The organism is Streptomyces odontomachicola, from assembly GCF_039605595.1.
Classification (GTDB): domain Bacteria; phylum Actinomycetota; class Actinomycetes; order Streptomycetales; family Streptomycetaceae; genus Streptomyces.
On record NZ_JBCFOK010000007.1, the window covers coordinates 107,536 to 133,684 of the forward strand.

The 26,149-nt window shown below is 73.6% G+C and carries 22 protein-coding genes; 6 read left to right on the plus strand and 16 right to left on the minus strand.

The genetic code is table 11. The features are described from left to right. Positions 1-27: 27 nt before the first annotated feature. From ABEE00_RS15025 to ABEE00_RS15040, 4 genes are all read right to left on the minus strand, one after another. Positions 28-1,509: an NCS2 family permease gene (locus tag ABEE00_RS15025; RefSeq protein ID WP_345745958.1), complete on the minus strand. Its 1,482-nt coding sequence runs from the start codon at positions 1,507-1,509 to the stop codon at positions 28-30. A gap of 239 nt (positions 1,510-1,748) precedes the next feature. Next, positions 1,749-4,151, minus strand: coding sequence for a xanthine dehydrogenase subunit D (gene pucD, locus ABEE00_RS15030; protein WP_345745959.1), 2,403 nt, complete (start codon positions 4,149-4,151; stop codon positions 1,749-1,751). Positions 4,152-4,153: 2 nt separating this feature from the next. After that, on the minus strand, positions 4,154-4,810 hold the full coding sequence (locus tag ABEE00_RS15035; RefSeq protein ID WP_345745960.1) for a (2Fe-2S)-binding protein: 657 nt from the start codon (positions 4,808-4,810) through the stop codon (positions 4,154-4,156). Continuing rightward, entirely contained in the window at positions 4,801-5,709 is a 909-nt protein-coding gene (locus tag ABEE00_RS15040) for an FAD binding domain-containing protein (protein ID WP_345745961.1), read from the minus strand. Before ABEE00_RS15040 ends, ABEE00_RS15035 begins: the two co-directional genes overlap by 10 nt. A 339-nt stretch (positions 5,710-6,048) precedes the next feature. Here ABEE00_RS15040 and ABEE00_RS15045 point away from each other — a divergent pair, with 339 nt between their 5' ends. From ABEE00_RS15045 to ABEE00_RS15055, 3 genes are all read left to right on the plus strand, one after another. Then, entirely contained in the window at positions 6,049-7,749 is a 1,701-nt protein-coding gene (locus ABEE00_RS15045) for a PucR family transcriptional regulator (RefSeq protein ID WP_345745962.1), read from the plus strand. Between the two features lie 61 nt (positions 7,750-7,810). Then, the gene (locus ABEE00_RS15050) at positions 7,811-8,014 is read left to right on the plus strand and encodes a DUF397 domain-containing protein (RefSeq protein WP_345745963.1); all 204 of its coding nucleotides are present in this window, start codon (positions 7,811-7,813) and stop codon (positions 8,012-8,014) included. 237 nt (positions 8,015-8,251) lie between these two features. Further along, complete coding sequence (locus ABEE00_RS15055; protein ID WP_345745964.1) at positions 8,252-8,785, plus strand: DUF4396 domain-containing protein; 534 nt, start codon at positions 8,252-8,254, stop codon at positions 8,783-8,785. A gap of 12 nt (positions 8,786-8,797) precedes the next feature. On the opposite strand, the gene ABEE00_RS15060 is transcribed toward ABEE00_RS15055, so the two are convergent. From ABEE00_RS15060 to ABEE00_RS15110, 11 genes are all read right to left on the minus strand, one after another. After that, complete coding sequence (locus ABEE00_RS15060; protein WP_345745965.1) at positions 8,798-8,926, minus strand: hypothetical protein; 129 nt, start codon at positions 8,924-8,926, stop codon at positions 8,798-8,800. 130 nt (positions 8,927-9,056) lie between these two features. Beyond that, positions 9,057-10,652 (minus strand): ABC transporter ATP-binding protein, encoded by a 1,596-nt coding sequence (locus ABEE00_RS15065; RefSeq protein WP_345745966.1) that lies wholly within the window; start codon positions 10,650-10,652, stop codon positions 9,057-9,059. After that, on the minus strand, positions 10,649-11,485 hold the full coding sequence (locus ABEE00_RS15070; protein WP_345745967.1) for an ABC transporter permease: 837 nt from the start codon (positions 11,483-11,485) through the stop codon (positions 10,649-10,651). Before ABEE00_RS15070 ends, ABEE00_RS15065 begins: the two co-directional genes overlap by 4 nt. Positions 11,486-11,534: 49 nt before the next feature. Further along, positions 11,535-12,479 carry an ABC transporter permease gene (locus tag ABEE00_RS15075; protein ID WP_345746191.1) on the minus strand — a complete coding sequence of 315 codons (945 nt, stop codon included), beginning with the start codon at positions 12,477-12,479 and terminating at the stop codon, positions 11,535-11,537. An 89-nt stretch (positions 12,480-12,568) separates the two neighbouring features. Continuing rightward, positions 12,569-14,176 (minus strand): ABC transporter substrate-binding protein, encoded by a 1,608-nt coding sequence (locus tag ABEE00_RS15080; RefSeq protein ID WP_345745968.1) that lies wholly within the window; start codon positions 14,174-14,176, stop codon positions 12,569-12,571. A 69-nt stretch (positions 14,177-14,245) separates the two neighbouring features. Next, entirely contained in the window at positions 14,246-15,067 is an 822-nt protein-coding gene (locus ABEE00_RS15085) for a class I SAM-dependent DNA methyltransferase (RefSeq protein WP_345745969.1), read from the minus strand. A gap of 11 nt (positions 15,068-15,078) precedes the next feature. Next, positions 15,079-16,362 (minus strand): MFS transporter, encoded by a 1,284-nt coding sequence (locus tag ABEE00_RS15090; RefSeq protein WP_345745970.1) that lies wholly within the window; start codon positions 16,360-16,362, stop codon positions 15,079-15,081. Further along, positions 16,346-17,506, minus strand: coding sequence for a dipeptide epimerase (locus tag ABEE00_RS15095; protein ID WP_345745971.1), 1,161 nt, complete (start codon positions 17,504-17,506; stop codon positions 16,346-16,348). Before ABEE00_RS15095 ends, ABEE00_RS15090 begins: the two co-directional genes overlap by 17 nt. Next, positions 17,503-18,711: a PLP-dependent cysteine synthase family protein gene (locus ABEE00_RS15100; RefSeq protein ID WP_345745972.1), complete on the minus strand. Its 1,209-nt coding sequence runs from the start codon at positions 18,709-18,711 to the stop codon at positions 17,503-17,505. Before ABEE00_RS15100 ends, ABEE00_RS15095 begins: the two co-directional genes overlap by 4 nt. Next, a complete protein-coding gene (locus tag ABEE00_RS15105; protein WP_345745973.1) occupies positions 18,708-19,574 on the minus strand; it encodes a Rossmann-like domain-containing protein in 867 nt (288 codons plus the stop codon). The genes ABEE00_RS15100 and ABEE00_RS15105 overlap by 4 nt, the downstream gene beginning before the upstream one ends. Further along, positions 19,571-20,827, minus strand: a complete 1,257-nt coding sequence (locus tag ABEE00_RS15110; protein ID WP_345745974.1) for an ATP-grasp domain-containing protein — start codon at positions 20,825-20,827, stop codon at positions 19,571-19,573. Before ABEE00_RS15110 ends, ABEE00_RS15105 begins: the two co-directional genes overlap by 4 nt. Before the next feature lie 129 nt (positions 20,828-20,956). On the opposite strand from ABEE00_RS15110, the gene ABEE00_RS15115 reads away from it, so the two are divergent. Beyond that, positions 20,957-22,444, plus strand: a complete 1,488-nt coding sequence (locus ABEE00_RS15115; RefSeq protein WP_345745975.1) for an alpha/beta fold hydrolase — start codon at positions 20,957-20,959, stop codon at positions 22,442-22,444. Positions 22,445-22,857: 413 nt separating this feature from the next. On the opposite strand, the gene ABEE00_RS15120 is transcribed toward ABEE00_RS15115, so the two are convergent. Beyond that, positions 22,858-23,205, minus strand: coding sequence for an ArsR/SmtB family transcription factor (locus ABEE00_RS15120; protein ID WP_345745976.1), 348 nt, complete (start codon positions 23,203-23,205; stop codon positions 22,858-22,860). 91 nt (positions 23,206-23,296) lie between these two features. On the opposite strand from ABEE00_RS15120, the gene ABEE00_RS15125 reads away from it, so the two are divergent. Further along, on the plus strand, positions 23,297-25,237 hold the full coding sequence (locus ABEE00_RS15125) for a heavy metal translocating P-type ATPase (RefSeq protein ID WP_345745977.1): 1,941 nt from the start codon (positions 23,297-23,299) through the stop codon (positions 25,235-25,237). 127 nt (positions 25,238-25,364) lie between these two features. Next, on the plus strand, positions 25,365-26,123 hold the full coding sequence (locus ABEE00_RS15130; RefSeq protein ID WP_345745978.1) for a hypothetical protein: 759 nt from the start codon (positions 25,365-25,367) through the stop codon (positions 26,121-26,123). The last annotated feature ends 26 nt before the right edge of the window (positions 26,124-26,149 follow it).

A 26,149-nucleotide genomic window follows, 5' to 3' on the forward strand; every position in this document is an offset into this window, starting at 1 on the left:
GCCCTGCCGGCCTTCGGGAGGCCGACGCTACTTCGCGCCGAGCCAGCCCTCGATCGGACTGAGGGCGAAATACACCAGGAAGACCAGCGACAGACCCCACATCAGCCATCCCGGGTCGCGCCACTTGCCCTGTACGGCCTTGATGAGGACGTACGAGATGGAGCCCGCGGCGATGCCCGCGGTGATGGAGTAGGTGAAGGGCATCAGCACGGTCGTCAGGAACACCGGGATGGAGACCGAGGGGTCGTTCCAGTCGATGTGCCGTGCGTTGGTCATCATCATCGAGCCGATGACGACCAGCGCGGCCGCGGCGACCTGGGTCGGGATGACCTGGGCCAGCGGCGTGAAGAACAGGCACAGCGCGAAGCCGAGCCCGGTGATCACGCTCGCGAACCCCGTACGGGCGCCGTCTCCCACGCCCGCCGTGGACTCCACGAACACGGTCTGGCCCGAGGCGCCGGCGAAGCCGCCCGCGACCCCGCCCGCACCGTCGATGGCGAGGGCCTTGGTGAGCCCTGGCATCTTGCCGTCCTCGTCGGCGAGATTGGCCTGCTGGCCGATGCCGATGATGGTGCCGATGGCGTCGAAGAACCCGGCCAGTACGAGGGTGAACACGATGACGCCCACCGTCACTGCGCCCACGTGCGCGATGCCCCCGAAGGACACGTTGCCCAGCAGCCCGAAGTCCGGCTTGGACACGATGCTGCCGCCGATCTCCGGCGCGTTGCGGCCGCCCCAGTCCTTCTTGTCGAGCCCGGCGAACTGGTGCACCGCGGCCGCGAACAGGGTCCCGCCGATGATCCCGATCAGGATCGCCCCCGGCACCTTGCGCACCTGGAGCATGAAGATCAGCAGCACCGTGACCGCGAAGCAGAGCACGGGCCAGCCGGTCAGCATGTCGTGCGTGCCGAGCTGGATGGGCTTCTCGCCGGCGACGCCGCCGGGCCCGGGCATGCTGGTCACGAAGCCCGCCTGCACGAGCCCGATGAGGCACACGAACAGGCCGATGCCCATGGTGATGGCGTGCTTCATGGCCAGCGGGATGGCGTCCATGATCAGCCGCCGCAGTCCGGTGACCACGAGCAGGATGATGACGGCGCCGTAGACGACGCACATGCCGAAGGCGTTCGACCAGGTCATCTCGGGTGCGACCTGGAAGGCGAGCACCGCGGAGACGCTGAGTCCCGCGGCCAGCGCCAGCGGCACGTTGCCGACGATGCCCATCACCAGGGTGGTGACGGCCGCGGCGAACGCGGTGGCGGTGGTGACCTGGCCGCCGTCCAGGGTGTGGCCCGAGACGTCGGGGACGGACAGGATCACGGGGTTGAGCAGGACGATGTAGGCCATCGCCATGAAGGTCGTGATGCCGCCGCGCACTTCGCGGCCCACCGTCGACCCTCGGTCGGATATGTGGAAGTACCGGTCGAGCCACGACCGCCCGGCGGGGACGCGCGAGCCGGAGCCCGCGTCCTCCGCCGACGTCGTCGGCTCGACTTGCTGCTGGGTCATGGTGCTTGCTCCCAAGGTTCAGAGGGGCCCTCCGCGCAACAGCGGAGATTTGGGAATGCACGACCCGGGGGACGGCCCGAGACGAGGGAGACGACCCGTACGTAGGCATGGGGGACGACGTACGTGGACGAAAGGGCGCACACACGGGGTGTGCAGGGAGGCTCCGGGCGGGACGAGGAGTGACGTCCCGGTGCGTCCCGCCCGGAGGGTCTTCAGTCGAACGGCCTCACCGGCCCGGTTCAGTCGGTGAGGTGTTCGGGACGGACGGGTACGCGGTTCAGCGCGCGGCCCGTCGCGTTGCGGATGGCCGAGACGACGGCCGGCGTCGACGAGAGCGTCGGCGCCTCGCCGACGCCGCGCAGCCCGTACGGGGCGTGCTCGTCGGCGAGTTCGAGGTAGTCCACCGGGATGGTGGGGGTGTCGAGGATCGTCGGGATCAGGTAGTCGGTGAAGGACGGGTTGCGCACCTTCGCCGACGGGTCGACGACGATCTCCTCCATGACGGCGAGGCCGAGGCCCTGGGTGGTGCCGCCCTGGATCTGGCCGACCACCGACAGCGGGTTGAGCGCCTTGCCCACGTCCTGGGCGCAGGACAGCTCGATCACCTTGACCAGGCCGAGTTCGGTGTCCACCTCGACCACGGCCCGGTGCGCAGCGAAGCTGTACTGGACGTGCCCGAAGCCCTGCCCGGTGTCCAGGTCGAAGGCCTCGGTGGGCCGGTGCCTGAACTCCTTCTCGACGTCGACGGACTCGCCCTCCAGCACGTCGGCCAGGGACGCCAGCACCTCTCCCCCGTCGGTGACGACCTTGCCGCCCTCCAGCAGGAGTTCGGCGCGCGCCCATGCGGGGTGGTAGGTGCCGAACTTGGCTCGGCCCAGCTCCAGGACCTTCTCCCGTACGGCCTGGCAGGTGTGCCGTACGGCGCCGCCGGTCATGTACGTCTGCCGGGAGGCCGAAGTGGAGCCAGCCGAGCCGACCTGGGTGTCGGCGGGGTGGATGGTCACGTTGGTGACGCCCAGTTCGGTGCGGGCGATCTGCGCGTGCACGGTGACGCCGCCCTGCCCGACCTCGGCCATCGCGGTGTGCACCAGGGCGACGGGCTCGCCGTTGACGACCTCCAGGCGCACCCGCGCCGTGGAGTAGTCGTCGAAGCCCTCGGAGAAGCCGACGTTCTTGATGCCCACGGCGTAGCCGACGCCCCGCACGACGCCCTCGCCGTGCGTGGTGTTGGACAGCCCGCCGGGCAGCGCCCGCACATCGACCTCGGTGCCGTCGCCCTCGCTGGTCTCCCACTGCTTCTCGGGCGGCAGCGGGGCGGCCTTGACGCGGCGCAGGATCTCCGCGACCGGCGCCGGGGAGTCCACCTGCTGGCCCGTCGGCATGACCGAGCCCTGCGACATGGCGTTCTTCTGGCGCAGTTCGACCGGGTCCATGTGCAGGGCCTCGGCGAGCTTGTCCATCTGCGCCTCGTACGCGAAGCACGCCTGGACCGCGCCGAAGCCGCGCATCGCCCCGCACGGAGGGTTGTTGGTGTAGAGGGCGAGCGCCTCGATGTCGACGTTGTCCACCTCGTACGGGCCGACCGCGAGGGAAGCGGCGTTGCCGACGACCGCCGGAGAGGACGAGGCGTAGGCGCCGCCGTCCAGCACGATCCTGCAGGTCATGTAGAGGAGTTGGCCGTCCTTGGTGGCGCCGTGCTCGTAGGTGAGCTTGGCGGGGTGCCGGTGCACGTGCCCGAAGAAGGACTCGTACCGGTTGTAGACGATCTTGACGGGCCTTCCCGTCGCCAGCGCCAGCAGGCAGGCGTGCGCCTGCATGGAGAGGTCCTCCCGGGCGCCGAAGGCGCCGCCGACGCCCGAGAGGGTCAGCCGCACCTTGTCGGCGGGGAGGCCGAGGACAGGGGCGAGCTGGTCGCGGTCGACGTGCAGCCACTGGGTGGCGATGTACAGGTCGATGCCGCCGTCCTCGGCCGGGACGGCGAGTCCCGACTCCGGACCGAGGAACGCCTGGTCCTGCATGCCCACTTCGTAGTCGTTCCGTACGATCACATCGGCCTGCGCCCTGGCCTTCGCGACGTCGCCGCGCTTCACGGGCTGCCGGTGGACGATGTTGGGGTGCGGCACGTGGCCCGCGTGGTGGTCCTCGCGCCCGGGGTGCAGCACGGTCGCGCCCTCGCCGGTCGCGCTCTCCTCGTCGTGCACGGGCGGGAGTTCGGCGTACTCCACCACGATCTTCATGGCGGCGCGGCGCGCGGTCTCCGGATGGTCGGCGGCGACGATGGCCACCGCCTCGCCGTGATAGCGCACCCGGTCCTCGGCCAGCACGGGCTGGTCCTTGAGCTCCAGGCCGAAGTACCGCACGGCGGGCAGGTCGTCGTGCGTCATGACGCTGTAGACGCCCGGTGTCTTGAGCGCCTCCGACACGTCGATCGACCTGATCTCGGCGTGCGCGTGCGGGCTGCGGAGGGTGAAGCCCCACAGCATGTCCTCGTGCCACAGGTCGGAGGAGTACGCGAACTCGCCGGTCACCTTGAGGGTGCCGTCGGGGCGCAGCGTGGACTCGCCGATGCCGCCGCGCGTGGCACTGCCCTGGGTGATCTCGGTGGGGGTGCGGGTGGCGCCGTTCCTCGCGGTTTCCGTCATGGTCACACCGCCTGTCCGTGTGCCCTGTCGCCGCGCGCGGCGGCGAGCCGCACGGCGTCCAGGATCTTCTCGTAGCCGGTGCAGCGGCACAGGTTGCCGGACAGCGCCTCGCGGATGTCCGCGTCCGAGGGCTGCTCGTTGCGCTCCAGCAGCTCGTCGGCCGCCACCAGCAGGCCGGGCGTGCAGAAGCCGCACTGCACGGCGCCGGCGTCGATGAACGCCTGCTGGATCGGGGAGAGTCGGGCGTCGGCGTCTTCCGTGGGCTTGGGCTCCCAGCTCTGCTCGGCGGCGGCCGAGGTCACCCCGGCAGCGGAGGCCCCGTCGGCGGAGGTCGTCCCGTCGGCGGAAGCCGTCCCGGCCGCCGCCCCGCAGGCACCGGTCGCGCAGGCCCCGCCGCCCGCGGCCCGCTGCCTGGCGTGCTCGGCCAGGCCCTCCACGGTGACGACCTCGCGCCCCTCGACCTGCCCGGCCGCGACCAGGCAGGAACACACCGGAACGTCGTCCAGGCGTACCGTGCAGGACCCGCATTCGCCCTGCTCACAGGCGTTCTTGGAGCCGGGCAGGCCCATGCGCTCGCGCAGCACGTACAGCAGGGACTCGCCCTCCCAGACGTCGTCCGCCTCGTGCCGGCGTCCGTTGACGGTGAAGCTCACGCGCATTGTGCGCCCCCTTCGGTCGTACGGGAGCCGCCGCGGGTCCCGCGGTAGCCCTCCCAGGCCCAGCCGAGCGTGCGGCGCGCCATGACACCGACCGCGTGGCGGCGGTATCTGGCACTGCCGCGTACGTCGTCGATGGGGTTGCAGGCCCCCGCGCACAGATCGGCGAACTGCTTCGCGACGGAGGGCGTGAGGGTCCGGCCGCTCTCCCAGAAGCCGCCCTCGTCCAGCGCCGCGTTCAGGAAGCTCTCGGCGTCGGTGGGCCGGAACGGGGTCGGGCCCGCCGAGCCCACGCCCGCCCGCACGGTGCGGGTGTCCGGGTGCAGTGCCAGACCGAACGCGCAGACCGCGATGACCATGGCGTTCCTGGTGCCGATCTTGGAGAACTGCTGCGGCCCTGTGGCCCTCTTCAGGTGCACGGCCTTGATCAGCTCGTCCTCGGCGAGCGCGTTGCGCTTCACCCCGGTGAAGAACTCCTCTGCCGGGATGCGCCGGGCACCGCGCACCGACTCCACTTCCACCTCGCCGCCCCCGGCGAGCAGCGCGGGGTGCGCGTCGCCAGCGGGCGAGGCGGTGCCCAGGTTGCCGCCGACGGTGCCGCGGTTGCGGATCTGCGGAGAGGCGACGGTGTGCGAGGCGAGGGACAGCGCGGGCAGCTCGCCGCGCATCTCCTCCACGATCCGCGTGTACGGGACACCGGCACCGATCCGTACGGTGTCCGCGCCGGACTCCCACTCCTGGAGCTCCGTGACGCGGTTGAGGTCCAGCAGGTGGTCGGGGCGGCGGTGGTCGAAGTTGATCTCGACCATGACGTCCGTCCCGCCCGCGATGGGCACGGCCGTGGGGTGCTCGGCCTTCGCGGCCAGCGCCTCCTCCCAGCCGGCAGGGCGCAGGAACTCCATGGGTGTCTCTTCTCGATCGCTGCGGTCCGGGCTCGTCGATCGCTTGCGGGCCGGGCGCGCTGTGCCCGGCGCGGTCCGCCGTTCCGGTGTTCATGTCCTGTTCACGCGGTGCGGCCTCAGTACACCGAGCGCTGGGCCACGCGGTGCAGTCACCGAAACCATGAAGCGTTTGGCCGGGCAGGTGGCGGGTCTTGTAGATTCGAACGAAAGCGAGGGAACAGAAACCTCGCGGCATTCCACCGGCAACATCCGGGCAAGCGGCGCAGCGCCGCGAGGGCCCTGGCAGAAGCCCACGCACGGCACCACAGAACGCGGAACGACAGAACGGGGCAGACCATCATGCGGCTGCGCACCCTGCTGGAGACCGGCTCGCTCGGCCTCCAGCTCCTGGGCGGCGAGGACGAACTCGACCGCACCGTACGCGGTGTGATGACCACCGACCTGCGGGATCCCAGCCGCTATCTGTCCGGCGGCGAACTCGTCCTCACCGGGCTCGCCTGGCGCCGCACGCCGGAGGACTCCGAGCCCTTCGTACGGATCCTGGCCTCGGCCGGGGTGGCCGGACTGGCCGCGGGCGAGGCCGAGATGGGCCCCGTGCCCGACGACCTGCGGGACGCCTGCGTACGGCACCGGCTGCCGCTCTTCTCGGTCCCCGAGCGGGTGGCCTTCGCGACGATCACCGAGCACGTGGTGCGGCAGGTGTCCACCGAGCGGGCCGGCGACCTGGCCGCGGTGGTGGACCGGCACAGGAAGCTGATGTCGCCGGGCCCCGCGGGCAGCGGCCCCGACGTCGTCCTCGACCTGCTCGGCTCCGACCTCGACCTGCGCGCGTGGGTGCTCTCGCCCACGGGCCGCGCGGTCGCGGGCTCGGGGGACGCCGGGGAGCTCCCCGCCGAGGTGCGCACGAAGCTCGCCGGCGAGCTGCTGTCGGCGGTGCGCACGGGTCGCCCCGGGCCCTTCCGTACGGCGGCCGAAGGCGTCACCTACTCCCTCTTCCCCATCCGCAGCACCGCTGCCGTGCCCGGAGGGCCCCCGTCGGAGGACGGCAAGGAGCAGCGCGACCTGCGCGAGACGGTGCTCTCCGACTGGCTGCTGGCGGTCGAGGCGGACGCGGGCGACTGGCCGGCCGAGCGCCTGGACCTGCTCCAGGGCGTCACCCAGCTCATCGCCGTGGAGCGGGACCGGCGCGACGCGTCCCGTACGGTACGCCGCCGCCTCGCGCAGGAGGTGCTGGAACTGGTCCAGTCCGGCGCCCCGCCCGCCGAGATCGCCGCGCGTCTGCGGGTGGCCGCTCCGGTGCTGCTGCCCGGTCTGGGCAGCGCACCGCACTGGCAGGTCGTGGTCGCCCGCGTCGAGTGGGCCGACAGCGGCCTGGAGGGCGGCCCCGTGGCGCAGACCCTCCTCGAAGAGACCCTGACCGGGCCGCGTTCCACAGGGCCCGACGTCTCGGACCGGATCGCCGTCGCGCACACCGGGGACGAGGCGGTCGCGCTGGTGCCGCTGCCCGCGGTCGCCGAGGGCGAGGAGGCCGCCGAGGGCGCGGAGGGCCTGGACGCCGACGCCCTCCTGGACACCCTGCGCCGGCCCCTGGAACGGGGCCTCGGCGAGGACGGGCGCCTGACCGTCGGCGTCAGCGCGGCCGTGCACTCCGCCGAGGGGCTGCGCGGCGCGCTGGAGGAGGCCCGCCACGCGCGGCGGGTCGCCGCGGCCCGCCCCGGCCCCGTTTGCGCCGCCGGCCACGAGGAACTCGCCTCACACGTCCTCCTCCTCCCCTTCGTCCCCGACGACGTACGCCGCGCCTTCACGGCCCGCCTCCTGGACCCCCTCCGCGACTACGACAGCCGCCACCGAGCAGAACTGGTCCCCACCCTGGAGGCCTTCCTCTCCTCGGACGGCTCCTGGACCCGCTGCGCGGGAAAGCTCCACCTGCACGTGAACACGCTGCGGTATCGGGTGGGGCGGATCGAGCAGCTGACGGGGCGTGATCTGTCGAGGTTGGAGGACAAGTTGGACTTCTTTTTGGCGTTGCGGATGAGTTGACCGGGAGGCGCGGGGGCAGGATCCCGCAGTGCTCCAGCATCGACGCGAGAGGAACGTGAGCATGCGCGACACCGACTCCGCCCTGAGCACCGCCACGTGGCGGAAGAGCAGCTACAGCTCCACCAACGGCGACTGCGTGGAGGTGGCGGACGGCTTCGCCTCCGCCGGCCTGCAGCCCGTACGCGACTCCAAGGACCCGGCTCGCGGGACGCTGCTGTTCCCCGCTGAGGCATGGACGTCCTTCACCGAGTCGCTGAAGAGCTGAGCGGCTGCTCCACAGGAAGCCGACGCCCTCCAAGCACCGGCATAGGGCCGTAACCCCCGCACGCCCAGCGGGCGTTACGGCCCTTCCACGTCTCCGGCCCGCCCCGTCGTGCCCCTACGTGTAAGCAGTACGACTGTGTGTGACGGCCCGCTCTAGGCGTGTACGCAGATGGAATACCCCTCAGGGGTATAGCGTTCACCCCAGCGCCCCGTACGGAGCGGAGAGCTGGAGGTCATCATGGAGCACGGCTCGGACCACACCGGGAACGGCTGGCGCATGGCCGCGCTGGCCACCCTGCACTGCCTCACCGGCTGCGCCATGGGCGAGGTGCTCGGCATGGTGATCGGCACAGCGGCCGGCCTGCACAACGCGGGCACCGTGGTGCTCTCCGTCGCGCTGGCGTTCCTCTTCGGCTACGCGCTGACCATGCGCGGCGTACTCCGCGCCGGGGTGCCCCTCCGGCAGGCGGTGAAGGTGGCACTCGCCGCGGACACGGCGTCGATCGCCGTGATGGAGCTGGTCGACAACGGCGTGATGGTGGGCGTTCCCGGCGCGATGGACGCGGGGCTCGCCGACGCGCTGTTCTGGGGCTCGCTCGCCTTCTCGCTGGCGGTGGCCTTCGTGCTGACCGTCCCGGTCAACCGGTGGATGATCTCCCGCGGGAAGGGCCACGCGGTGGTGCACGCCCACCACGGCCACGGCGCCGACCACGAGCAGCACACCGGCCACGGACAGTCCGGCCACGCGCACTCCGACCACACGCGCCACTGACGCCCCGCGCCGTCAGGCGCCGAGCAGCGCCCTGACGAGGGCGATGAGGACGAACAGCACACTCAGGGTCGTCAGTACCACCATGGCGATGGCCGTCCCGCGAGTGGTGCCCCGACCGCCTGGTAAACGGCCCCTGTCCACGGATGTCCCCTCCCTCGGTGCTGTGTGCACAGGTACACCTTGGACAGACGGACGTGAGTTCGTACAGAGTTCTCCGTGTCCGGACGGGTGCGCTGTGTCACACCCGCCCGGCCAGGGCCGCCGCACCGGGTCATCCGGAGGCCGGGGCCTTCTCCCACGCGGCGGCGCTGACCAGGGACGCGGTCAGCGGATGCCGAGGCCGCTTCAACACCCGTTCCGCCGGGCCGACTTCGACGATCTCTCCCCCGTCGAGAACGGCCATCCGGTGCGCAATCGCCGCCGCCTCCAGGTCGTGCGTGATAAGGAGAACGGTCATTCTCGGGTGCTCTTCGCGCATCCCGGCCAGCAGCGAGAGGACCGCGCGCCGCGACACCGCGTCGAGCCCCGAGGTGATCTCGTCGCAGACCAGGACGCGCGGCCGGGCCAGCACCGCGCGGGCGAGCGCGGCGCGTTGCAGCTCCCCGCCGGAGAGCGCGCCGGGACGGCGGGCCGCCAGATCCCCGTCGAGGCCCACCCGCCGCAGCGCCTCCCCGGCCTCGCGCGCCGCCTCGGCGCCGGACAGCCCGCGCAGCCGCTCCGCCGTACGCGCGGTCTGCGCCAGTACGGTGCGATGCTCGTCGAAGGAGGCGCGCGCGTCCTGGAACACGTACTGCACGGCCGCGAGTTGCCCCCGGTCCCGCGCCCGCACGCTCGCGGGGAGCGGCACGCCGTCCAGCCGCACCTCACCCTCGTACGCGCGGTGCAGACCGGCCAGGCAGCGCCCCAGGGTCGTCTTGCCGCTCCCGGAGCGGCCCACGAGGGCGGTCAACTCGCCGGAGGGGAGCTCCAGTTCGACGCCGCGCAGGACGGTGGCGCCGTCACCGGCCCCCGTACGGTACGAGGCCGAGGCGATGCGGACCTCGAGCCCCCCGTCGACGCCGCCGGCCGCACAGGAAACCGCCGCGCCCTCCGCACGCCCCGGACCGCCCAGAAGCTCGCCCTGTTCCGGCGCCGCGAACACCTCGGCCGTCGGCCCGCGCTCGACGACCCGACCGTCCCGCAACACGACGGTCTCGTCGGCCAGTTCGCGTACGACGTCGAGGTCGTGGGTCAGGAGCAGTACGCCGATGCCGCGCCGGGCCAGCGCGGCGAGCTCCGCCACGATGCGGCGCTTGGTCAGCGCGTCCTGCCCGGTCGTGGGCTCGTCGGCGACGACCGCACGCGCGCCGAGCAGCAGGGCCTGGGCCAGCACGACCCGCTGCTGCTGACCGCCGGAGAGCTGGTGCGGATAGCGCCTCAACACCGCCTCGCCGTCCGGGAGTTGCGCGGCCTCCAGCGCGCGAAGCACCCGCGCACGCGCCTCGGCCCGGCGCCCCCCGAGCGGCAAAGAATCCGCCGCCTGTTCCGCCCGCACCTGCCGCCGCGCGATGTCGCCGAGCAGCGCGCCCACGCGGCGCACGGGGTTCAGGGCCGCTGACGGCTGCTGCGGTACGTAGCCGACGGGGCCGCCCCCGTGGACCCGGACCGCGCCCGAGGTCTCCGCGCCGCGCGGGTACTCGCCCAGCAGCGCGAGCCCCGTCGTCGTCTTGCCGCTGCCGGACGGGCCCACCAGCGCGGTGACCGCGCCCGCGCGCACCCGGAGCGACACCCCGTCGACGAGGGCCGAACCGCCGACCCGTACACGCAGGTTCTCGACCTCCGCCGCGAGAACGGGCGTTCTCTCGCGGCAACGGTCCTCGGCGGTCATGCGCGCCCCAGCTCCTTCGTCCTCGTACGGCGTGCGCGAGGCCGTGCGAGGGCCGCGTCGCACAGCAGGTTGGTGCCCACCGACAGCGCCACGATCAGCAGCGCGGGAACCACCACCGCCCAGGGCTGGAGGAACAGTCCGGTGCGGTTGCGGTCGACCATCACCGCCCAGTCGGCGGCGTCGGGCGCGGTGCCCACGCCGAGGAACGCGGCGGTCGCCACCAGATACAGCACCCCCGTCATCCGCACCCCGGCGTCGGCAAGCAGGGTGCGCAGGGCCGCGCGGCCCACGTAGCCCACGCCGATGCGCCAGCGGCCCTCGCCCTGGAGGCGCAGCGCCTCCACAGCGGGGCGCGCCGCGGCCTCGGCGGCGCCGGCCCGCACGATGCGCGCGGTATCAGGAACGTTCACGAGGGCGACCAGCACGGCGAGCCCGGCAGGGCCCGGCGGGAACACGGTGGCCACCAGCAGCACCATCAGCAGCGAGGGCACCGCGAGCAGCACGTCCAGCGGGCGCATCAGCAGCTCTTCGAGCCGCCCGTTCCCGGACAGCGCGGCGGCGCAGCCGACCGGCAGCGCGCACAGATACGCCAGCGCGGTCGCCGCGAGCGCGGTCAGGACCACGGTCCGCCCGCCGAGCAGCACCTGCCGCCACACGTCCCGCCCCATGAAGTCGGACCCGAGCACATGGCCGCCGCCGAGCGTGAACGAGGCCGACCGCGGCCCCGCTTGCCCCGCGAACAGCGGCCCGGCGAGGGCGAGTACGAGGGGAACACCGACGATCACCAGGCCGACGGCGAACCGCCCTGACCTCGCGAGAACGACCGTTCTCACACCAACTCCCCCTTCACACACCGGCCCGGCCTCGGGAGAACGACCGTTCTCACGCCACCACCCCCACCCGCGGCGCCAGCCTCCGCACCGCGACATCGGCGCCCAGGTTGAGCAGCACCGTCGCCACCCCGAACAGCACCGCGAGGCCCTGCACCACCGGCAGGTCCCGCGCCGAGACCGCGTCCATCAGCACCGTGCCCAGGCCGGGAATCACGAACAGGGCCTCCACCACGATCACTCCGCCCAGCAGCCAGTCGGCGGTGCGGGCCAGTTGCTGCGCCGCGGGAGCCACCGCGTTCGGCAGCGCGTGCGCGAGCAGCACGCGCCGCTCCGGTATCCCGCAGCGCCGCGCCTGGGCCGCGTACGGGGAGGCCAGCGCCTCGATCATGCCCGCGCGCACCAGGCGGCTGAGCGAGCACACGGGGCGCGCGAGCAGTACCAGTACCGGCAGCACCAGTGCGGCGGGGCGCGCCAGCAGGTCGGAGCCGTAGCCGACCGCTGTGGGCGGCAGCCAGCCGAGGCGCAGCGCGAAGACGGCCACGAGCAGCACGCCGAGGGCGAATTCCGGCACCGCGTACACCCCCAGCGTCACCGAGCTGATCACCCGGTCGAGCCTGCCGCCCTCGCGCCGCGCGGCCAGCACCCCGAGCCCGGCCGACACCGGTACGAGCAGCACCAGGGTGAGCGCCGCGAGGGTGAGCGTGGGGGCCAGGGCGCCGGTCAGGTACGAGGCGACGGGGCGCCCGGTCACGAGGGAGGCGCCCAGGTCGCCGTGGAGCAGGCCGCCTGCCCAGTCCAGCAGGCGCGCGTACCAGGGCAGGTCGAGGTGCATGGCCTCGCGGATCGCGGCGATCCGCGCCGGGTCGGGCTGGTCCCCCGCGAGGGCGACCGCCGCGTCGCCGGGCAGCGCCTCGGTGAGCGCGAAGACCAGCAGCACGACGGCCGCGGTCTGCGCGGCTCCGAGCAGCAGCCGCCGTACGAGCCAGGAGCGCAGCCATGAGCGCGGCCGGGCACGCGAACGGCCATGCGACCAGGCGCGCGCGACCGCGAGAACGACCGTTCTCCCCAGCTCAGGGGGCTTGCTCACGCCAGCCACACCTTGTCGAAGCGTGCCCAGTCGAGGGTGTTCGCGGGCGCGTTGCGCTCGACGCCGCCGACCCGCTGGGCCGTGCCCACGAGGGAGTCGGCGAAGCCCCAGACGAGGAAGCCGCCCTCCGCGTACAGCCGCCGCTGCATCCGCTCGAAGAGCGCGGTGCGCTCCTTCTTGTCCGCTGTGGACTGGGCGCGCCGGTACTGCGCGTCGAAGTCCTTGTGCCGCCAGTGGGTCGCGTTGGTGCTGGAGTCGGTGAGCAGCCGCTGCGAGAGGTGGATGTCGATGGGCATGGCGCCGGAGCGGTAGCTGCACAGGACCCCCGAGTCGAGGATGTCGCTCCAATAGCTGTCCGGCGAACCGGTCTTGACCTGCACCTTCACCCCGGCCTTCGCCGCCTGGTCGCGGAGGATGCCCGCCGCCTCCGGGAATCCGGCGGCAACGTCAGCGGTGTCCAGGGTGACCTTGAGGTTCTCCGCGCCCGCCTCCTTGAGGAGCTTCCGCGCGCGGTCCAGGTCCTGTTCACGCTGGGGCAGCCCCTCCGGGTAGTACGCGTACCCCTTCCCGAACAGGTCGTTGCCGATCTCGCCGGCGCCGGACAGGGCGCCGTTCACCAGCTCCTTGCGGTCGGCGATGAGAAAGAACGCCTCGCGCACCCGCTTGTCGTCGAACGGCGGCCTGTCCGTCTTCATCGCGAACGCCTGCATGTCGCTGTTCCGCAGCCGCACGATGCGTATCTGTCCGCCGTTCTCGTGCGCCCGCGCGGTGGTGGGGCTCAGCTCGTGCGCGTACTCGATCTGGCCGCCGAGCAGCGCGTTGATGCGCGCCGACTCCTCATTCACGCCGAGGAATTCGAGTTCGTCGAGGTACGGGGCGCCGTCCCAGTAGTGCGCGTTACGGCGCAGCAGGGTGGACTTGCCGGGGTCGAAGGACACCAGCCGGAAGGGGCCTGAGCCGACCGGCTCGCGGTCGAAGGAATCCGCCCCCTTCGGCACGATGTACGCCCCGAACGCCGCCAGCACATTGGGGAATTCGGCGGTCGGCCGCTTGAGCCGGAATTCGACGGTGCGCTCGTCGACGGCGCGGCTCGCGTCGAGGTCGACCGGTTCGAGGTCGGCCTTGGAGCGGTACGCCTTCTTCGGGTCGGTGATGCGGCGGAAGCTGTAGAGCACGTCCTCGCTGGTCACCGGCTTGCCGTCGTGGAAGTCGGCCTCCCGCAGCGTCACTCGCCAGCGGTCCAGCTTCCTGCCCGGCTCCCAGCCGGAGGCCAGCCGGGGCGCGGCCGACAGATCGGCGCGGTAGTCGGCCAGCTTCTCGAACATCGCCTTCGCGCGCGCCACATCGCCGTACAGGTTGGCCAGGTGCGGGTCGAGCGTCTCGTTCGCGCCGCCTCCCGCGAAGGCCGCGCGCAGCCGCCCACCGCGCCGGGGCTTCCCGGCGCCACCGCCCGCCACCCCGCCCCGCGGCCCGCCGCAGCCGGCGAGCCCGAGCGCGCCGACCGCCGCCGCGCCCGCCCCCGCCGCGAGCAGACCGCGGCGCGGCGGGCCGGGGTACGGGCCGGGGGACGGATCGGAGCACGGACCGGATTTCTGGTCGGACATGGCAGAACTCCTCGCGATTCAGGGGCTGTTCAGGACGGAGAACGGCGGTTCTCCGGGCGGGAACGGGCCTTACGCGCTCTCGTACGAGCTGGTCAGGCGGGCGACCAGGTGCAGCCGGTCGCCGTCGGCGCGGGTGCCGGGGCGGTCGCCCTCGTACCAGCGCGGGTCGGTGCGCGGCCCCGGCCCGTCGTGCAGTTCGAGCACCGTGAAGCCGTGCGCGGCGAGGAAGTGCCGCAGCTCACGGGGGAAGAGCAGCCGCCACGCCGAGCGCTGCTCCTGCGGCGGGGACCCATCGTCGGCGGTCCACATCCGGCTGCGGCGCAGCAGTTGGTCCGTGCGGTCCACCCACAGCCTGGTCACCGAGCGGTAGGTGACGCCCTGCCAGGTGAAGGAGTGCGTGGCGGGGGCGTCCAGCAGCTCCGTACGGCCGAGGAAGAAGGCGCCGTTGCGCATCTCGGCGACGAGCAGGCCCCCCGGTTCCAGGGCGCGGCGGCAGGAGTCGAGCATGCCGTCGAGGTCGGCGTTGGTGTGGCAGTACAGCAGCGCGCTGTCGAGGCAGACCACGGCGTCGGCCGCCCGCGAACCGAGATCGAAACGGCGCAGGTCGGCGTGGGTGTAGGCGGGTCCTGGGTGGTGCTCGCGCGCGTACGCGAGCATCGCCTCTGACACGTCGGCGCCCGTCACCTCGCGCCCTGCGAGATGCAGCCGCTCCGCGTCCCGCCCGGTACCGCACCCGAGGTCCACCACCCGCCGCCCGGCCCCGTACCGCCGCAGGCAGTCCTCGGCCCAGCGGGCCGCGACCCGTTCGGGGTCGGGGAACCTCGCCTCGTACAGCGCGGGATTGTCGGTGAGCAGCGTGCGCACGGAGAGCTCCGGGGGTGTGGGGGTCATCGCGTTCTCCGTCACGCCGCGGCCCCCGCCTTCGCCGACGCCGTCGCGGGCTGGGGCTCCGGCGCGGGCAGGGCGCGGCGCCTGTGCAGCCAGGCGACCGCCGCTGCCGAGACGAGGCCGAAGGCGAGGCAGCACAGCCAGGGCAGCCATCGGGCGCCGTCCGTGCCGCCCGCGTCCATCGCCCAGCCGACCAGCGCGTTCCCGCCCGCAGCCGCGATGCCGGAGACGACGTAGAAGACGCCGAAGTACGTGCCGGTCAGCTCGGAGCGGCCGAAGTCGGGGACCATCTCCAGGACGAAGGGCTGGGCCACCATGACGCCCAGGTACAGCAGCAGCGCCCCGGCGAGCACGGGAAGCAGCGCGAGCACGGCGTACCCGGTGCCCTGCGGCGGACCGCCGGACCGCGCGGCGACGGCGAGCGGCGGCACGAACGCGAGCCCCATCAAGGCCAGACCGACCACCACCCAACGGGCGCGCGGCGAACGGGACTTGAGCCTGCGCGTGATGCGGAGCTGCAACGTCAGATTGGCCACCGTGCCGACGAGGAACACCGCACCGGCGGCGCCCGGCCACCCGGTGGCCTGCCGCGCGCCGTCGGGCAGCAGCAGGTAGAGCTGGTTCTGCAGCGTGAACATGCCGACCATCGCGACCGCGAAGGCCAGGAAGCGGCGGTTCGCCAGCACCTCACGCCAGTCGGCGAGCACCCCGCCCTTCGCCGGCGGCACCTCGCGCGCGGGCAGCACCATCGCCTGCGCCACGGTGAGCAGCGCGAACAGGGCCGCCGCCGTGAGCGCCGAGGCGCGGAAGTCCACCAGGAGCAGCGCGCTGCCCAGCAGGGGACCGACCAGCGCGCCGGTGGTGGCGAACACGTTGAACAGCGCGAACGCCTCCGCCTTCCGCTCCCCCGCCTCCTGCGCCAGGTACGCGCGCACCGCCGGGTTGAACAGCGCGCCGGCGAGCCCGCTCAGCACCGAGGCGGCGAGCAGCACGGGCAGCCCGTCGCCGAGCGCGAACAGCCCGAATCCTGCCGTACGCAGGGCGCAACCGGCGATGATGACGCCGCGCGCACCCAGCCTGTCGGCGGCCGAACCGCCGAGTATGAACAACCCCTGCTGGCTCAGATTCCGCACGCCCAGCACGATGCCGACGACCGCGGCCGACATCCCCAGGTCCTCGCTCATGTGCGTGGCGAGGTACGGGATCAGCAGGTAGAAGCCGGTGTTGACGCCGAGCTGGTTGACCAGCAGCAGCCGGATCGCGAGCGGGAACCGCCGCATCTCACGCCATATCCGCATGCCGGAGCCCCCCTTCCGCACCGCCGTCGCCCTCGGAGCCGGCAAGGTCGGCGACCGGCACCGGCGGCCGCACCTCCCGTACGCCGAGCCCCGCGTCCCCGCTGACCCGCACCGTCCCGTCCGTACCCCCGATGCCCTCCCAGGGGTCGTGCGCGAGGAGCAGATGCCCGTCGAGATCGGCCCATTCGGCGAGGTGGGCGAGGTGTACGGCGGGCGCGAGCCCGAGCGAGCTGGCGGTAAGGCAGCCCAGCATCAGCCCGGTGCCCGAGCCCTCGGCCAGCTCCGCAATGCGCAAAGCCGCGTACACGCCCCCGCACTTGGCGAGCTTGACGTTCACGCCCTGGACGCGGCCCGCGAGCCGCCGTACGTCCTCCAGGTCCACGGCGTCCTCGTCCGCGATCACCGGCAGCGGCGATGCGGCGGCCAGCCGGGCCAGGCCCTCGGGATCGCCCGGCGGCACTGGCTGCTCGACCGCGGACACCCCGAGCTCGGCATACCGGGGCAGCAGCCGCCGCGCCTCGCCGGGGCTCCACGCGCCGTTGGGGTCGAGCAACAGGCGCGCGTGCGGGGCGCGTTCGCGGACCGCGCGCACCCGCGCCAGGTCGTCCTCCGGATCGGGCGCGCCCGCCTTGAGTTTGAGCACCGAGAAGCCGTCCCGCACCAGCCGCTCCGCGAACGCGGCGACGTGCGCGGTGCCGGTGATGCCGATGGTGCGCGCGGTGGGAGCACACGGTGGTTCGGCCGCTCCCAGCATCCGGTGCACCGGCTCCCCGGCCCGCTTCCCCGCGAGGTCCAGCAGCGCGGACTCCACCGCAGCGGTGACGGCAGGGGGCACGTCCTCGCCCCGTACGCCGTCCAGTTCGCCGCCGTCCAGTGCACCGGCGTCCGGTTCACCGGCGCGCAGAACCCCGAGCGCGCTCTCCGGGTCGGGGAAACGGGCCAGCGCGGAGCACGCCGTGCCCAGCAGCCGCCCCAGCCGTTGCGCGTCGAGCCCGTAATAGCCGCTGGTCACGGCCTCGCCATGGCCGCTGAGCCCGCCGTGTTCGACGGTGAGCCAGACGGCCTCGCGCGCGTCCATGGTGGAGCGCGAGATGCGCAGCGGTTCGCTCAGCCTCAGCCGTACGGTGCGCAGCCGGGCCTTCATATGGTCCTCCTCGCAGGGTTCGTCGCCGCCGGATGCGCCGCCGCAGGGGTCGTCGCCGCGGGATGCGCCGTCGCAGGGTTATGCGCCGCCGGATCGAGCACGGTCGTGCAGCGCGTCCAGCCGTGCGCCTCCGCCGCCCAGGGGTGCGGGATCTCGTGCGGACGCGCCGCAGCGCGGTCGGGGTCGATGCCGTGCGCGGCGGTGAAGTCGTCGTCGTACACAGTGCCGAGGTAGCGGTGCGGCCCGTCGGGGAACACGGTGGCGACCTCGGCGCCGGGCTCGGTGCGCGCGGCCCACGCGGCGACCAGCGCGGCGGCGCCGGTGCTCCACCCGCCGCTCACGAAGCTCCCGCGGGCGAGCCGCCGGCACGCGTCGGTGGCCTCGGCCGGGCCGACCCAGTGGACCTCGTCGAAGGCGGCGTAATCCACGTTCCGCGGATGGATGCTGCTGCCCAGCCCGCGCATCAGGCGGGCCCGTTGCGGCTGCCCGAAGATCGTGGAGCCGGTCGCGTCCACCCCGATCAGCCGCATCCGCGGCCAGCGGCGGCGCAGCGGCCCGGCGATGCCCGCGCTGTGCCCGCCGGTGCCGACGCTGCACACCAGCACGTCCAGCCGGCTGAGCCGCCCGGCCAGCTCGTCGGCGAGCGAGGCGTAACCGGCCGTGTTGTCCGGGTTGTTGTACTGGTCTGGCCAGTACGCGCCGGGCAGCGTCTCCAGCAGCAGCCGCAGCCGCTCCAGCCGCGCGGCCTGCCACCCGCCGCGCTCGCACGGCCGGTCCACGAGCTCCAGGCGCGCGCCGTGCGCGCGGAGCAACTGCCGTACGGACGGCTCCAGTTCGGCGTCGCCGACCAGGACGACGGGGTGGCCGAGCGCCTGCCCGGCGAAGGCCAGGCCGATGCCGAGGGTGCCCGAGGTGGACTCCACGACCGGCGCGCCGGGCCGCAGTTCGCCCCGGCGGCGCGCGCCCCTGAGCATCGACACCGCGGCCCGCGCCTTCATGCCGCCCGCGCCGAGACCCTCCAGCTTCGCCCAGAATCCTGGCTGCGGGTGCGGGAGATCGACGCCGATGCGGGCCAGCGGGGTGCGGCCGACCAGCGCCAGCAGCTCGGGGTTCCCCTTAGGGGACTCGTCACCGGCAGCGGGACAGCCGGACTCCGGTACGGGGGCGCGCTCCTCGGAGGCCGAGGGCACCGTCACGGGGCTCATCGCGCACCCCCTGCCCTGCGGCCCGCCGCGCCGCCCCCGTACCGGTGCAGGGTGCCGCTCCCGCCGTCCAGCCAGAAGAACGGGTACGGCTCCGCGCTCACCGCGCTCACCCCGGCCCCCAGCAGCCGGGGCAGCACGGCGCTCCCGGTCTGCGCGAACATCACCAGCGGGGTTCCGCTGCGCAGCGCGTACCGGCGCAGCGGCTCGAAGCTCCCGTTGCCCAGCGTCATACCGGACACCAGCAGCGCGTCGCAGCGCCCGGCCGCGGCGAGCGCGTCCGTCACGATCTCCTCGCCCCACTCGGTGCGCCCGCCCTTGAGATCGCAGGGCACATAGCGCAGCCCGCGCGAACGCAGCGCCTCCAGCAGCGAGTTGACCACCCCGACGACCAGCACCCGGCTGCCCTCGGGAACCTCCAGCAGATCCACCACGGCCCTCGCCCGCGCCCGCGACTTCTCCAGCGAGCCTCCGCCCGGCAGCCGGAACGGCCTGGCCCCGTTCTCCGGCGTGTGCGGCAGCACGTGCATCAGGTACGCGTCCAGCGCCGCCACCCGCACCGCCGCCAGCTCGTGCCCGAGCAGCGTGCCGACGTCCGCGCCCACGCAGTCCTCGATCGCCGCGCCGGGCAGCGCGCCGGGTTCGGCCGCGCAGGAGCCGACGGCCGCGCCGAGCCGCAGGCTCAGCACCTCGTTGCGGTAGCCGCCGCCGCGCCCCTGATGCCGTACGGCCTGCGTCGTACCGAAGGCCACGCTGATCCGCAGCGCGCCGGGGTCGGGCCCGAACTCGCCGTCCCGCACGGCCCGTACGAGGTCTCCGTACGCCCGCACCGGGGCCTTCTCCCGCAGTCCTGCCGCCCCGCTCATCGCTCACCCACCAGCGGGCGCACGCCGGCCAGCAGCGCTTCGGCCCGCTCGCGCGCCGCGCCGGGCTCCGGGTGCGCGGTCATCACATGGCCGAGGTAGCCGTTGTTGTCCGCCGCGGCCCTGACGCTCTTCCCGGCGGCCGCGAACTGGACCTCCCGTACGCCGTCCAGCTCGGCCAGCCCTTCGGCCCCTTCGAAGCCCTCCAGCACGCCGTCGTCCGAGGGCACCAGGAAACTGATGGCGGCGCTCCCGACCCCCGTTTCGCGCGGGGTCAGTTGGGGCGCGCGGCCGAGTGCGGTGTCCACGCAGGCCGCCGCGAGGTCGACGCCGGTGACGTGGCGGACCAGCTCGGTGATCCGGTTGCCCGCGGGCCGCGGGTTGACCTCAACGACGCGGGGCCCGTACGAGGTCAGCTTGATCTCGGTGTGCGCCACGGTGCCGTCCAGGCCGAGCGCGTCGAGCGCGGCCACCGCCGTGCCGGCCGCCTCCTTCGCCTCGGCCTCCGCGAGCCCGGCGGGGAACATGTGCCCCGTCTCGACGAACGCGGGCGCCCCGCCCACGCTCTTGTCGGTCACCCCGACGACGTGCGCGGTGCCCGCGTACGACACCGTCTCCACGCTCACCTCGGGACCGTCCAGCAGCTCTTCGAGCAGCACGGACGGCGACCTGAGCTGGCCGCGCGCGTTGACCGGGAAGCCGTCCAGCGCGCGGCAGGCTTCGGCGAGTTGCGCCTCGTCGTCCACCCTCCGCACGAACATCCCCGCGCACAGGTCCACCGGCTTGAACACCAGCGGATACCCGAGTTCGCGCGCCGCCTCGGCCGCAGCCGACGCGCCCTCGCACACCGCGAACCGCGGCCCCGGCACGCCCGCCTCGGCCAGCAGCCGCCGCGTCCTGTCCTTGCGGCACGCCGCCTCCACCGCCTCCGCAGGCGCGCCGGGCAGCCCGATCCGGTCCGCGAGCAGCGCGGCCGTCGGCAGGTAGTAGTCGCACGAGGTCAGCACCCCGTCGAAGCCGAGCGCGCCGTGCAGGCGCGCGACCTGTTCCGCCAGCGCTCCGGGGTCGTTGGTGTCGGCAGTCAGCACGTTCCGCGCGCCGAGCAGCGGATGCGCCGTGCCCTCCGGGGCCGCACGCAGATAGTGGTGCAGGTCCCGGGTCAGAAAGGTGAAGTGGTGCCCGGCGTCCAGAATCGCCCGCGGCAGCAGCCGGCTCATCGCCCCGACCCAGCTCTCGACCATCAGCAGATGCCCCACGGTTCCCCTTCGCCCTGCTCGCTCGCCTCGTATCGGCCGTTGACCGCGGACACACTATCGACAATGATTTTCATTTGTCATTTCCGTCGCCGCTTCCGGAGAGCGAGACCCGTGTCACACCGAACCGCCGTGGCTGCCTTCCGCCGCCCGACCGCCCTGCTCTGCACGCTCGTTGCCGTCGGCTCCGCCCTGACGGCCGCCCCGGCCGAGGCCGCTTCCCCGCCGCCCCGGATCGACTTCGGGCGGTGCCCCGCCTCGGTTCCCGACCCGCCCGGCCCGGCGCGCGTCGAGTGCGGCTCGGTGCGCGTACCGCTGGACCGCGCACACCCCGACGACGAGCGCATACGGATCGCGGTCTCGCGCGTACGGGCCTCCGGCACGCCGTCGGAGCGCCGCGGCGTCCTGCTGGTCAACCCCGGCGGGCCCGGCGGTACGGGGCTCGACTACGCGGTCACCAAGCGCGCCAAGCTCCCGGAGCGGGTGCGGCGCGCGTACGACGTGATCGGCTTCGACCCGCGCGGCGTGGGGCACAGCGCGCCCGCCGGCTGCGGCCGCATGGGCGGTCACTTCGACGCGCCGGGCGCCGATCCCGTACCACGCGATGCGGCCGCCGAACGCGCCTACCTGCAGGGACAGTCCGCGATGGCCGGTGACTGCGCGCGGCATCTCGGGCGCGCGCTGCCGCACCTGTCGACGAGGGAGACGGCGCACGACATGGATGCCGTGCGCGCGGCGCTGCGCGAGCGCCGGATCGCGTATCTGGGGGTCAGTTACGGCACCTACCTGGGCGCCGCGTACGCCGCCGAACACCCGCGGCACGCGGGCCCGATGGTCCTGGACAGCGTCGTGGGCCCGTGGGACTGGCACGACTTCGACGTACGCCAGGCACGGGCGCTGCTAGGGCAGCGCGCGGTGCTGTTCGGGTGGCTGGCCCGGCATGAGGGGCACTTCGGGCTCGGGGGTACGGAGGGTGAGGTGCGGGCGTCCTATGCGCGGGTGCGGGGTGCGCTTGAGCGGCGCCCTGTGGACGGGTTCGGGCCGGCCGAGTTCGACCGGGCCGTGTATGACGCGCTGGGGCGGACGGAGCGGTGGCAGGGGTTGGGTGAGGGGCTGCGGGGGTTCCTCCGGTCCGGGTCGGTTGCCGGGTTGCGGCCCGAATCGCCCTTCTCCGGGGCGGAGTCGCGGAACTTCGAGGCGGCGAATCGGGCCGTGAAGTGTGGCGACGGGCCGGGCCCGTCGCCATCGGAGGTCGTGCGTGACATCCGCGGTCTGCGTTCCCTTTCTTCCCGGCCCGTGCTGACGGGGTTGGAGGCGACGGTGTGTGCGTACTGGCCGCGTGGTGCCGAGCGCACCCGGCTGGGTGGTCCGGCCGCGCGTGGGGCCCTGCTGGTCACCTCGTCCCACGACCCGGTGACGCCTCGCTCCGGGGCCCTGGCTCTGCGCCCCTCGCTCCCAGGCTCCCGCCTGATCACCCTCGAAAACGACTACTCGCATGGGGTGTTCGCGAGCCGGGGCAACGGGTGTGTGGACGGGGCGGTGGCGGCGTACTTGCTTGGGGGCCGGCTCCCTGCGACGGATAAGTCCTGCGAGGGTCCGGGCCTTCCCCGGGTCCACTGACGACCGCCGACGGCTTTGCGCTGCGGGTTGCTTCCCGCTGCGGCGGGATGTGGGTGTGTGGTTGCGCCCGACTTTGTGAGTTACGGCCCGCCCGGCAACGCTCCGCGCCACCGGACGGACCTCCGCCCGGTCTGCGGCGTCCCCGGATTGCGTACGAGCCGTCGCGCCTGGTCCGCGGCTCCGCGCCCCGCGACTCGCTACGAGGTTGCGCACCGCCGGTTCCGTACTCGCCCCCCGTACGAGCTGTGGGCAGTCGTTCCGCTGGGGCGGAACGGGTGGGCACAGCGGACCGCAGCCCCCAGCGCCAGCGCCCCCGCACCCAACGGGGCCCGGGGCGCAGCCCCGGAAAGGGGCAGCGAGGGGCCACCCCCGCGGCGCGAAGCGGCCCGCACAGGGCGGGGGCGGGCGCGGCCTCAAGCGTCGCGCACGCCCAGCTGCAGGTGCTCGATGTGGTAGACGGCCTCGTCCAGCAGCTGGGCCACGTGATTGTCGTGCAGCGAATACACGATCCGCCGCCCCTGCCGCTCGCTCCCCACCAGGCTCAACGCCCGCAGCAGCCGTAGCTGGTGGGACACCGCCGACTGCTCCATGCCCACCGAGTCGGCGAGCTCCGTCACCGGCAGCGGGCCCTCCCGCAGCCGCGCCAGTATCAGCAGGCGCGAGGGCGTGCCCAGCGCCTGGAGCGTCGCCGCCACCGACGCCGCGCTCTCCGCGTCCAGCTTCGCCGCGGGAGCGCCCTGGCGTTCGACTCCGTGTCCCATGACAGGCATGGTACGGTCCGGCAATACATGAACGCCTATTCATTCGTTCATGTCGACCGCCACTGATGACCGTACGAGGTGTCACGCGCTCATGGCCATGACCCGGATCCACCGACTTCCCGAGGCACGCTGGGCCGCGCTCGCGGCCCTCGCGTTCCTGGTGGGGCTCGCCCTGCATCTGTCGCCCGCACCGGAGGCAGCCGCCTGGTGCGCGTACGCCGTCTGTTATGCGGCAGGCGGCTGGGAGCCCGCCAAGGAGGGCCTCTCCGCACTCCGCGAGAAGACCCTCGACGTGGATCTGCTGATGGTCGTCGCCGCGCTCGGCGCCGCCGCGATAGGCCAGCCGCTGGAAGGCGCGCTGCTGATCGTCATCTTCGCCACCTCCGGCGCCCTGGAGGCGTTCGCGACCCAGCGCACGGCCGATTCCGTACGCGGCCTGCTCGGTCTCGCCCCGCAGCGCACCACCCGCATCGCGGCGGACGGCACCGAGGAGAGCGTGGAGACCGCGGCGCTGCGGCCGGGCGACACCGTCCTCGTACGGCCCGGCGAGCGCATCGGCGCCGACGGCACGGTCACCGAGGGCAGCAGCGACGTGGACCAGGCGAGCATCACGGGCGAGCCGCTCCCGGTGCCGCGCGCCGCGGGTGACGAGGTGTTCGCCGGCACCCTCAACGGCAACGGCGCGCTGCGGGTGCGGGTGGAGCGCGAGGCGGGCGAGTCCGTCATCGCGCGGATCGTCGGCATGGTCGAGGAGGCCAGCCGCACCAAGGCGCCGGCGCAGCTCTTCATCGAGAAGGTCGAGCAGCGCTATGCGCTGGGCATGGTCGCCGCGACCCTCGCCGTCTTCCTCGTACCGCTGGCGCTCGGCGAGGCGCTGGAGGCCGCGCTGCTGCGGGCCATGACGTTCATGATCGTGGCCTCTCCCTGCGCGGTCGTGCTGGCCACCATGCCGCCGCTGCTCGCCGCCATCGCCAACGCGGGACGGCACGGCGTGCTGGTGAAGTCCGCCGCGGTCATGGAGCGGCTCGGCACCGTGACGCGCGTGGCCTTCGACAAGACCGGGACGCTGACGGAAGGCGCGCCCCGGCTGGCGGAGGCGCACCCGCTCGGCGACGACGACGGACGCCCGGACCGCGACCGGCTCCTGGCCCTGGCCGCCGCGGCGGAGCGCGGCAGCGAACACCCCCTCGGCCGGGCCGTGGTGTCCGCCGCCGCACACCTCCCGTCCCTCCCCGTACGGGACTTCGAGGCGCGCCCCGGAAGGGGCGTGAGCGCCGTCGTCGACGGGGTGCACATCGAGATCGGCGCCCCGGCACGGATGCCCGTGCGCGCCACCGCGGGCGCCCCCTCCGAGGCCGGCGCCGAGACCCGCGCAGAGGACGAGCTCGCCCGACTCATCGCCCGCACCGAGGAATCCGGCCTCACCGTGGCCGTCGTCCTCGCCGACGGCGCGCCCCTGGGAGTGCTCGGCTTCGCCGACCGGCCGCGTCCGTACGCCCGCGACGCCGTGGGCCGCCTGCGCCACCTCACCGGCGCCGCACCCCTGTTGCTGACCGGCGACCACCGGCGCGCGGCGGAGCGGCTGGCGGCGGAGACCGGCTGCGGCGAGGTGCGCGCGGGGCTGCTGCCGCAGGACAAGGTCGCCGCCGTACGCGAGGCCGAGGCATCGGGCGAGCGGCTGCTGCTCGTGGGCGACGGCGTGAACGACGCCCCGGCACTGGCCTCGGCGCACACCGGCCTCGCCATGGGGCGCGCGGGCTCCGACCTCGCGCTGGAGAGTGCCGACGCGGTCCTGGTGCGGGACGAACTCCGTTCCGTGCCCGCCGTGATGGGCCTCTCCCGCCGCGCACGCCGCCTCGTCGTGCAGAACCTCGTCATCGCGGCCACCGCCATCGCGGCCCTGGTCACCTGGGACCTCGTGGGCACGCTGCCGCTCCCGCTGGGCGTCGCGGGCCACGAGGGCTCGACGATCCTGGTCGGCCTCAACGGACTGCGGCTGCTGCGGAACGCCGCTTGGCAGGAGGACGCGTGAAGTCAAAGTTTGTGAACTGATTCACACCAGCCCCTTGGCCGTGCCGCACCGAACGTGCTGAGATGCGCACACATCCGGCTCGAAGCTCGACGGCGCGCTTGGGGAGGGAACTGTGGCGGAGACCGCCATGTCACGTTCGGTACGGCTGGATCATCCGGATTCCTCACCCCTGGACCGCGCGGTGTGGCGGCTGCGCTCCCGCGGGTGCTGGGACGACGCGGCGGCGCTGCTGGAGCCGTACGCCGCAGAGGATTCCGCGGCGGCGCTGCGCAGAGCGGCGCTGCTGGTGGAGCAGTGCATGTTCACCGCCGACGGCTGGCAGGCGGCCGAGGACGCGCTGCGCGCCGCGGAGGCCGTCGCGCAGGACGACGACGAGCGCGGCGCCGCGGCCTGCGAGCGCGGCCAACTCGCGTACGCCGCGACGATCCTGGGCGTACGGGACAGAGCCGATGAGGCACGCGCAGCACTGGGCAGAGCCGCGGCCCTGCTGGCACCCGCGGCGCGCGGCCGCGCGCTGCTGGACTTCCGGCGCGGACTCCTCGCCGAACAGCTCAGCGACACCCCGCAGTCGGCGCGCGCCGCCTACCGGCGCGCCCACGCGGGCGCCACCGCGCAGGGCAACACCCTGCTGTGCTCCTTCACCTGGCGGCAGCTCGCGGGCCTCGCGCTCCGCGACGGCGAACTGGCCGAGGCCCGCCACGGCTTCACCGAATCCCTCCGGCTGCGCGAGGACCTGGGCTTCCTCGTGGGCATGGCGCCGGCCCTGGTCGCCCTGGCCGGAGTGGTCTCCGACCCCGAGGCCAGCCGCCTGCGCGAGGAGGCCTCACGCCTGTTCCGCCTCCTGGGCGGCATCCCGACCTGGCTCGAGTCCCACCTGTCGGCCTGACGCCCGTACGACGTACCCCCTGCCGC

Excerpts from the sequence above, each read along its gene's own strand:
- ABEE00_RS15025 (WP_345745958.1), bottom strand. The coding sequence starts at position 1,509 with ATGACCCAGCAGCAAGTCGAGCCGACGACGTCGGCGGAGGACGCGGGC.
- pucD (WP_345745959.1), bottom strand. The coding sequence starts at position 4,151 with ATGACGGAAACCGCGAGGAACGGCGCCACCCGCACCCCCACCGAGATC.
- ABEE00_RS15035 (WP_345745960.1), bottom strand. The coding sequence starts at position 4,810 with ATGCGCGTGAGCTTCACCGTCAACGGACGCCGGCACGAGGCGGACGAC.
- ABEE00_RS15040 (WP_345745961.1), bottom strand. The coding sequence starts at position 5,709 with ATGGAGTTCCTGCGCCCTGCCGGCTGGGAGGAGGCGCTGGCCGCGAAG.
- ABEE00_RS15045 (WP_345745962.1), top strand. The coding sequence starts at position 6,049 with ATGCGGCTGCGCACCCTGCTGGAGACCGGCTCGCTCGGCCTCCAGCTC.
- ABEE00_RS15050 (WP_345745963.1), top strand. The coding sequence starts at position 7,811 with ATGCGCGACACCGACTCCGCCCTGAGCACCGCCACGTGGCGGAAGAGC.
- ABEE00_RS15055 (WP_345745964.1), top strand. The coding sequence starts at position 8,252 with ATGGAGCACGGCTCGGACCACACCGGGAACGGCTGGCGCATGGCCGCG.
- ABEE00_RS15065 (WP_345745966.1), bottom strand. The coding sequence starts at position 10,652 with ATGACCGCCGAGGACCGTTGCCGCGAGAGAACGCCCGTTCTCGCGGCG.
- ABEE00_RS15080 (WP_345745968.1), bottom strand. The coding sequence starts at position 14,176 with ATGTCCGACCAGAAATCCGGTCCGTGCTCCGATCCGTCCCCCGGCCCG.
- ABEE00_RS15085 (WP_345745969.1), bottom strand. The coding sequence starts at position 15,067 with ATGACCCCCACACCCCCGGAGCTCTCCGTGCGCACGCTGCTCACCGAC.
- ABEE00_RS15090 (WP_345745970.1), bottom strand. The coding sequence starts at position 16,362 with ATGCGGATATGGCGTGAGATGCGGCGGTTCCCGCTCGCGATCCGGCTG.
- ABEE00_RS15095 (WP_345745971.1), bottom strand. The coding sequence starts at position 17,506 with ATGAAGGCCCGGCTGCGCACCGTACGGCTGAGGCTGAGCGAACCGCTG.
- ABEE00_RS15100 (WP_345745972.1), bottom strand. The coding sequence starts at position 18,711 with ATGAGCCCCGTGACGGTGCCCTCGGCCTCCGAGGAGCGCGCCCCCGTA.
- ABEE00_RS15105 (WP_345745973.1), bottom strand. The coding sequence starts at position 19,574 with ATGAGCGGGGCGGCAGGACTGCGGGAGAAGGCCCCGGTGCGGGCGTAC.
- ABEE00_RS15120 (WP_345745976.1), bottom strand. The coding sequence starts at position 23,205 with ATGGGACACGGAGTCGAACGCCAGGGCGCTCCCGCGGCGAAGCTGGAC.
- ABEE00_RS15125 (WP_345745977.1), top strand. The coding sequence starts at position 23,297 with ATGGCCATGACCCGGATCCACCGACTTCCCGAGGCACGCTGGGCCGCG.
- ABEE00_RS15130 (WP_345745978.1), top strand. The coding sequence starts at position 25,365 with ATGTCACGTTCGGTACGGCTGGATCATCCGGATTCCTCACCCCTGGAC.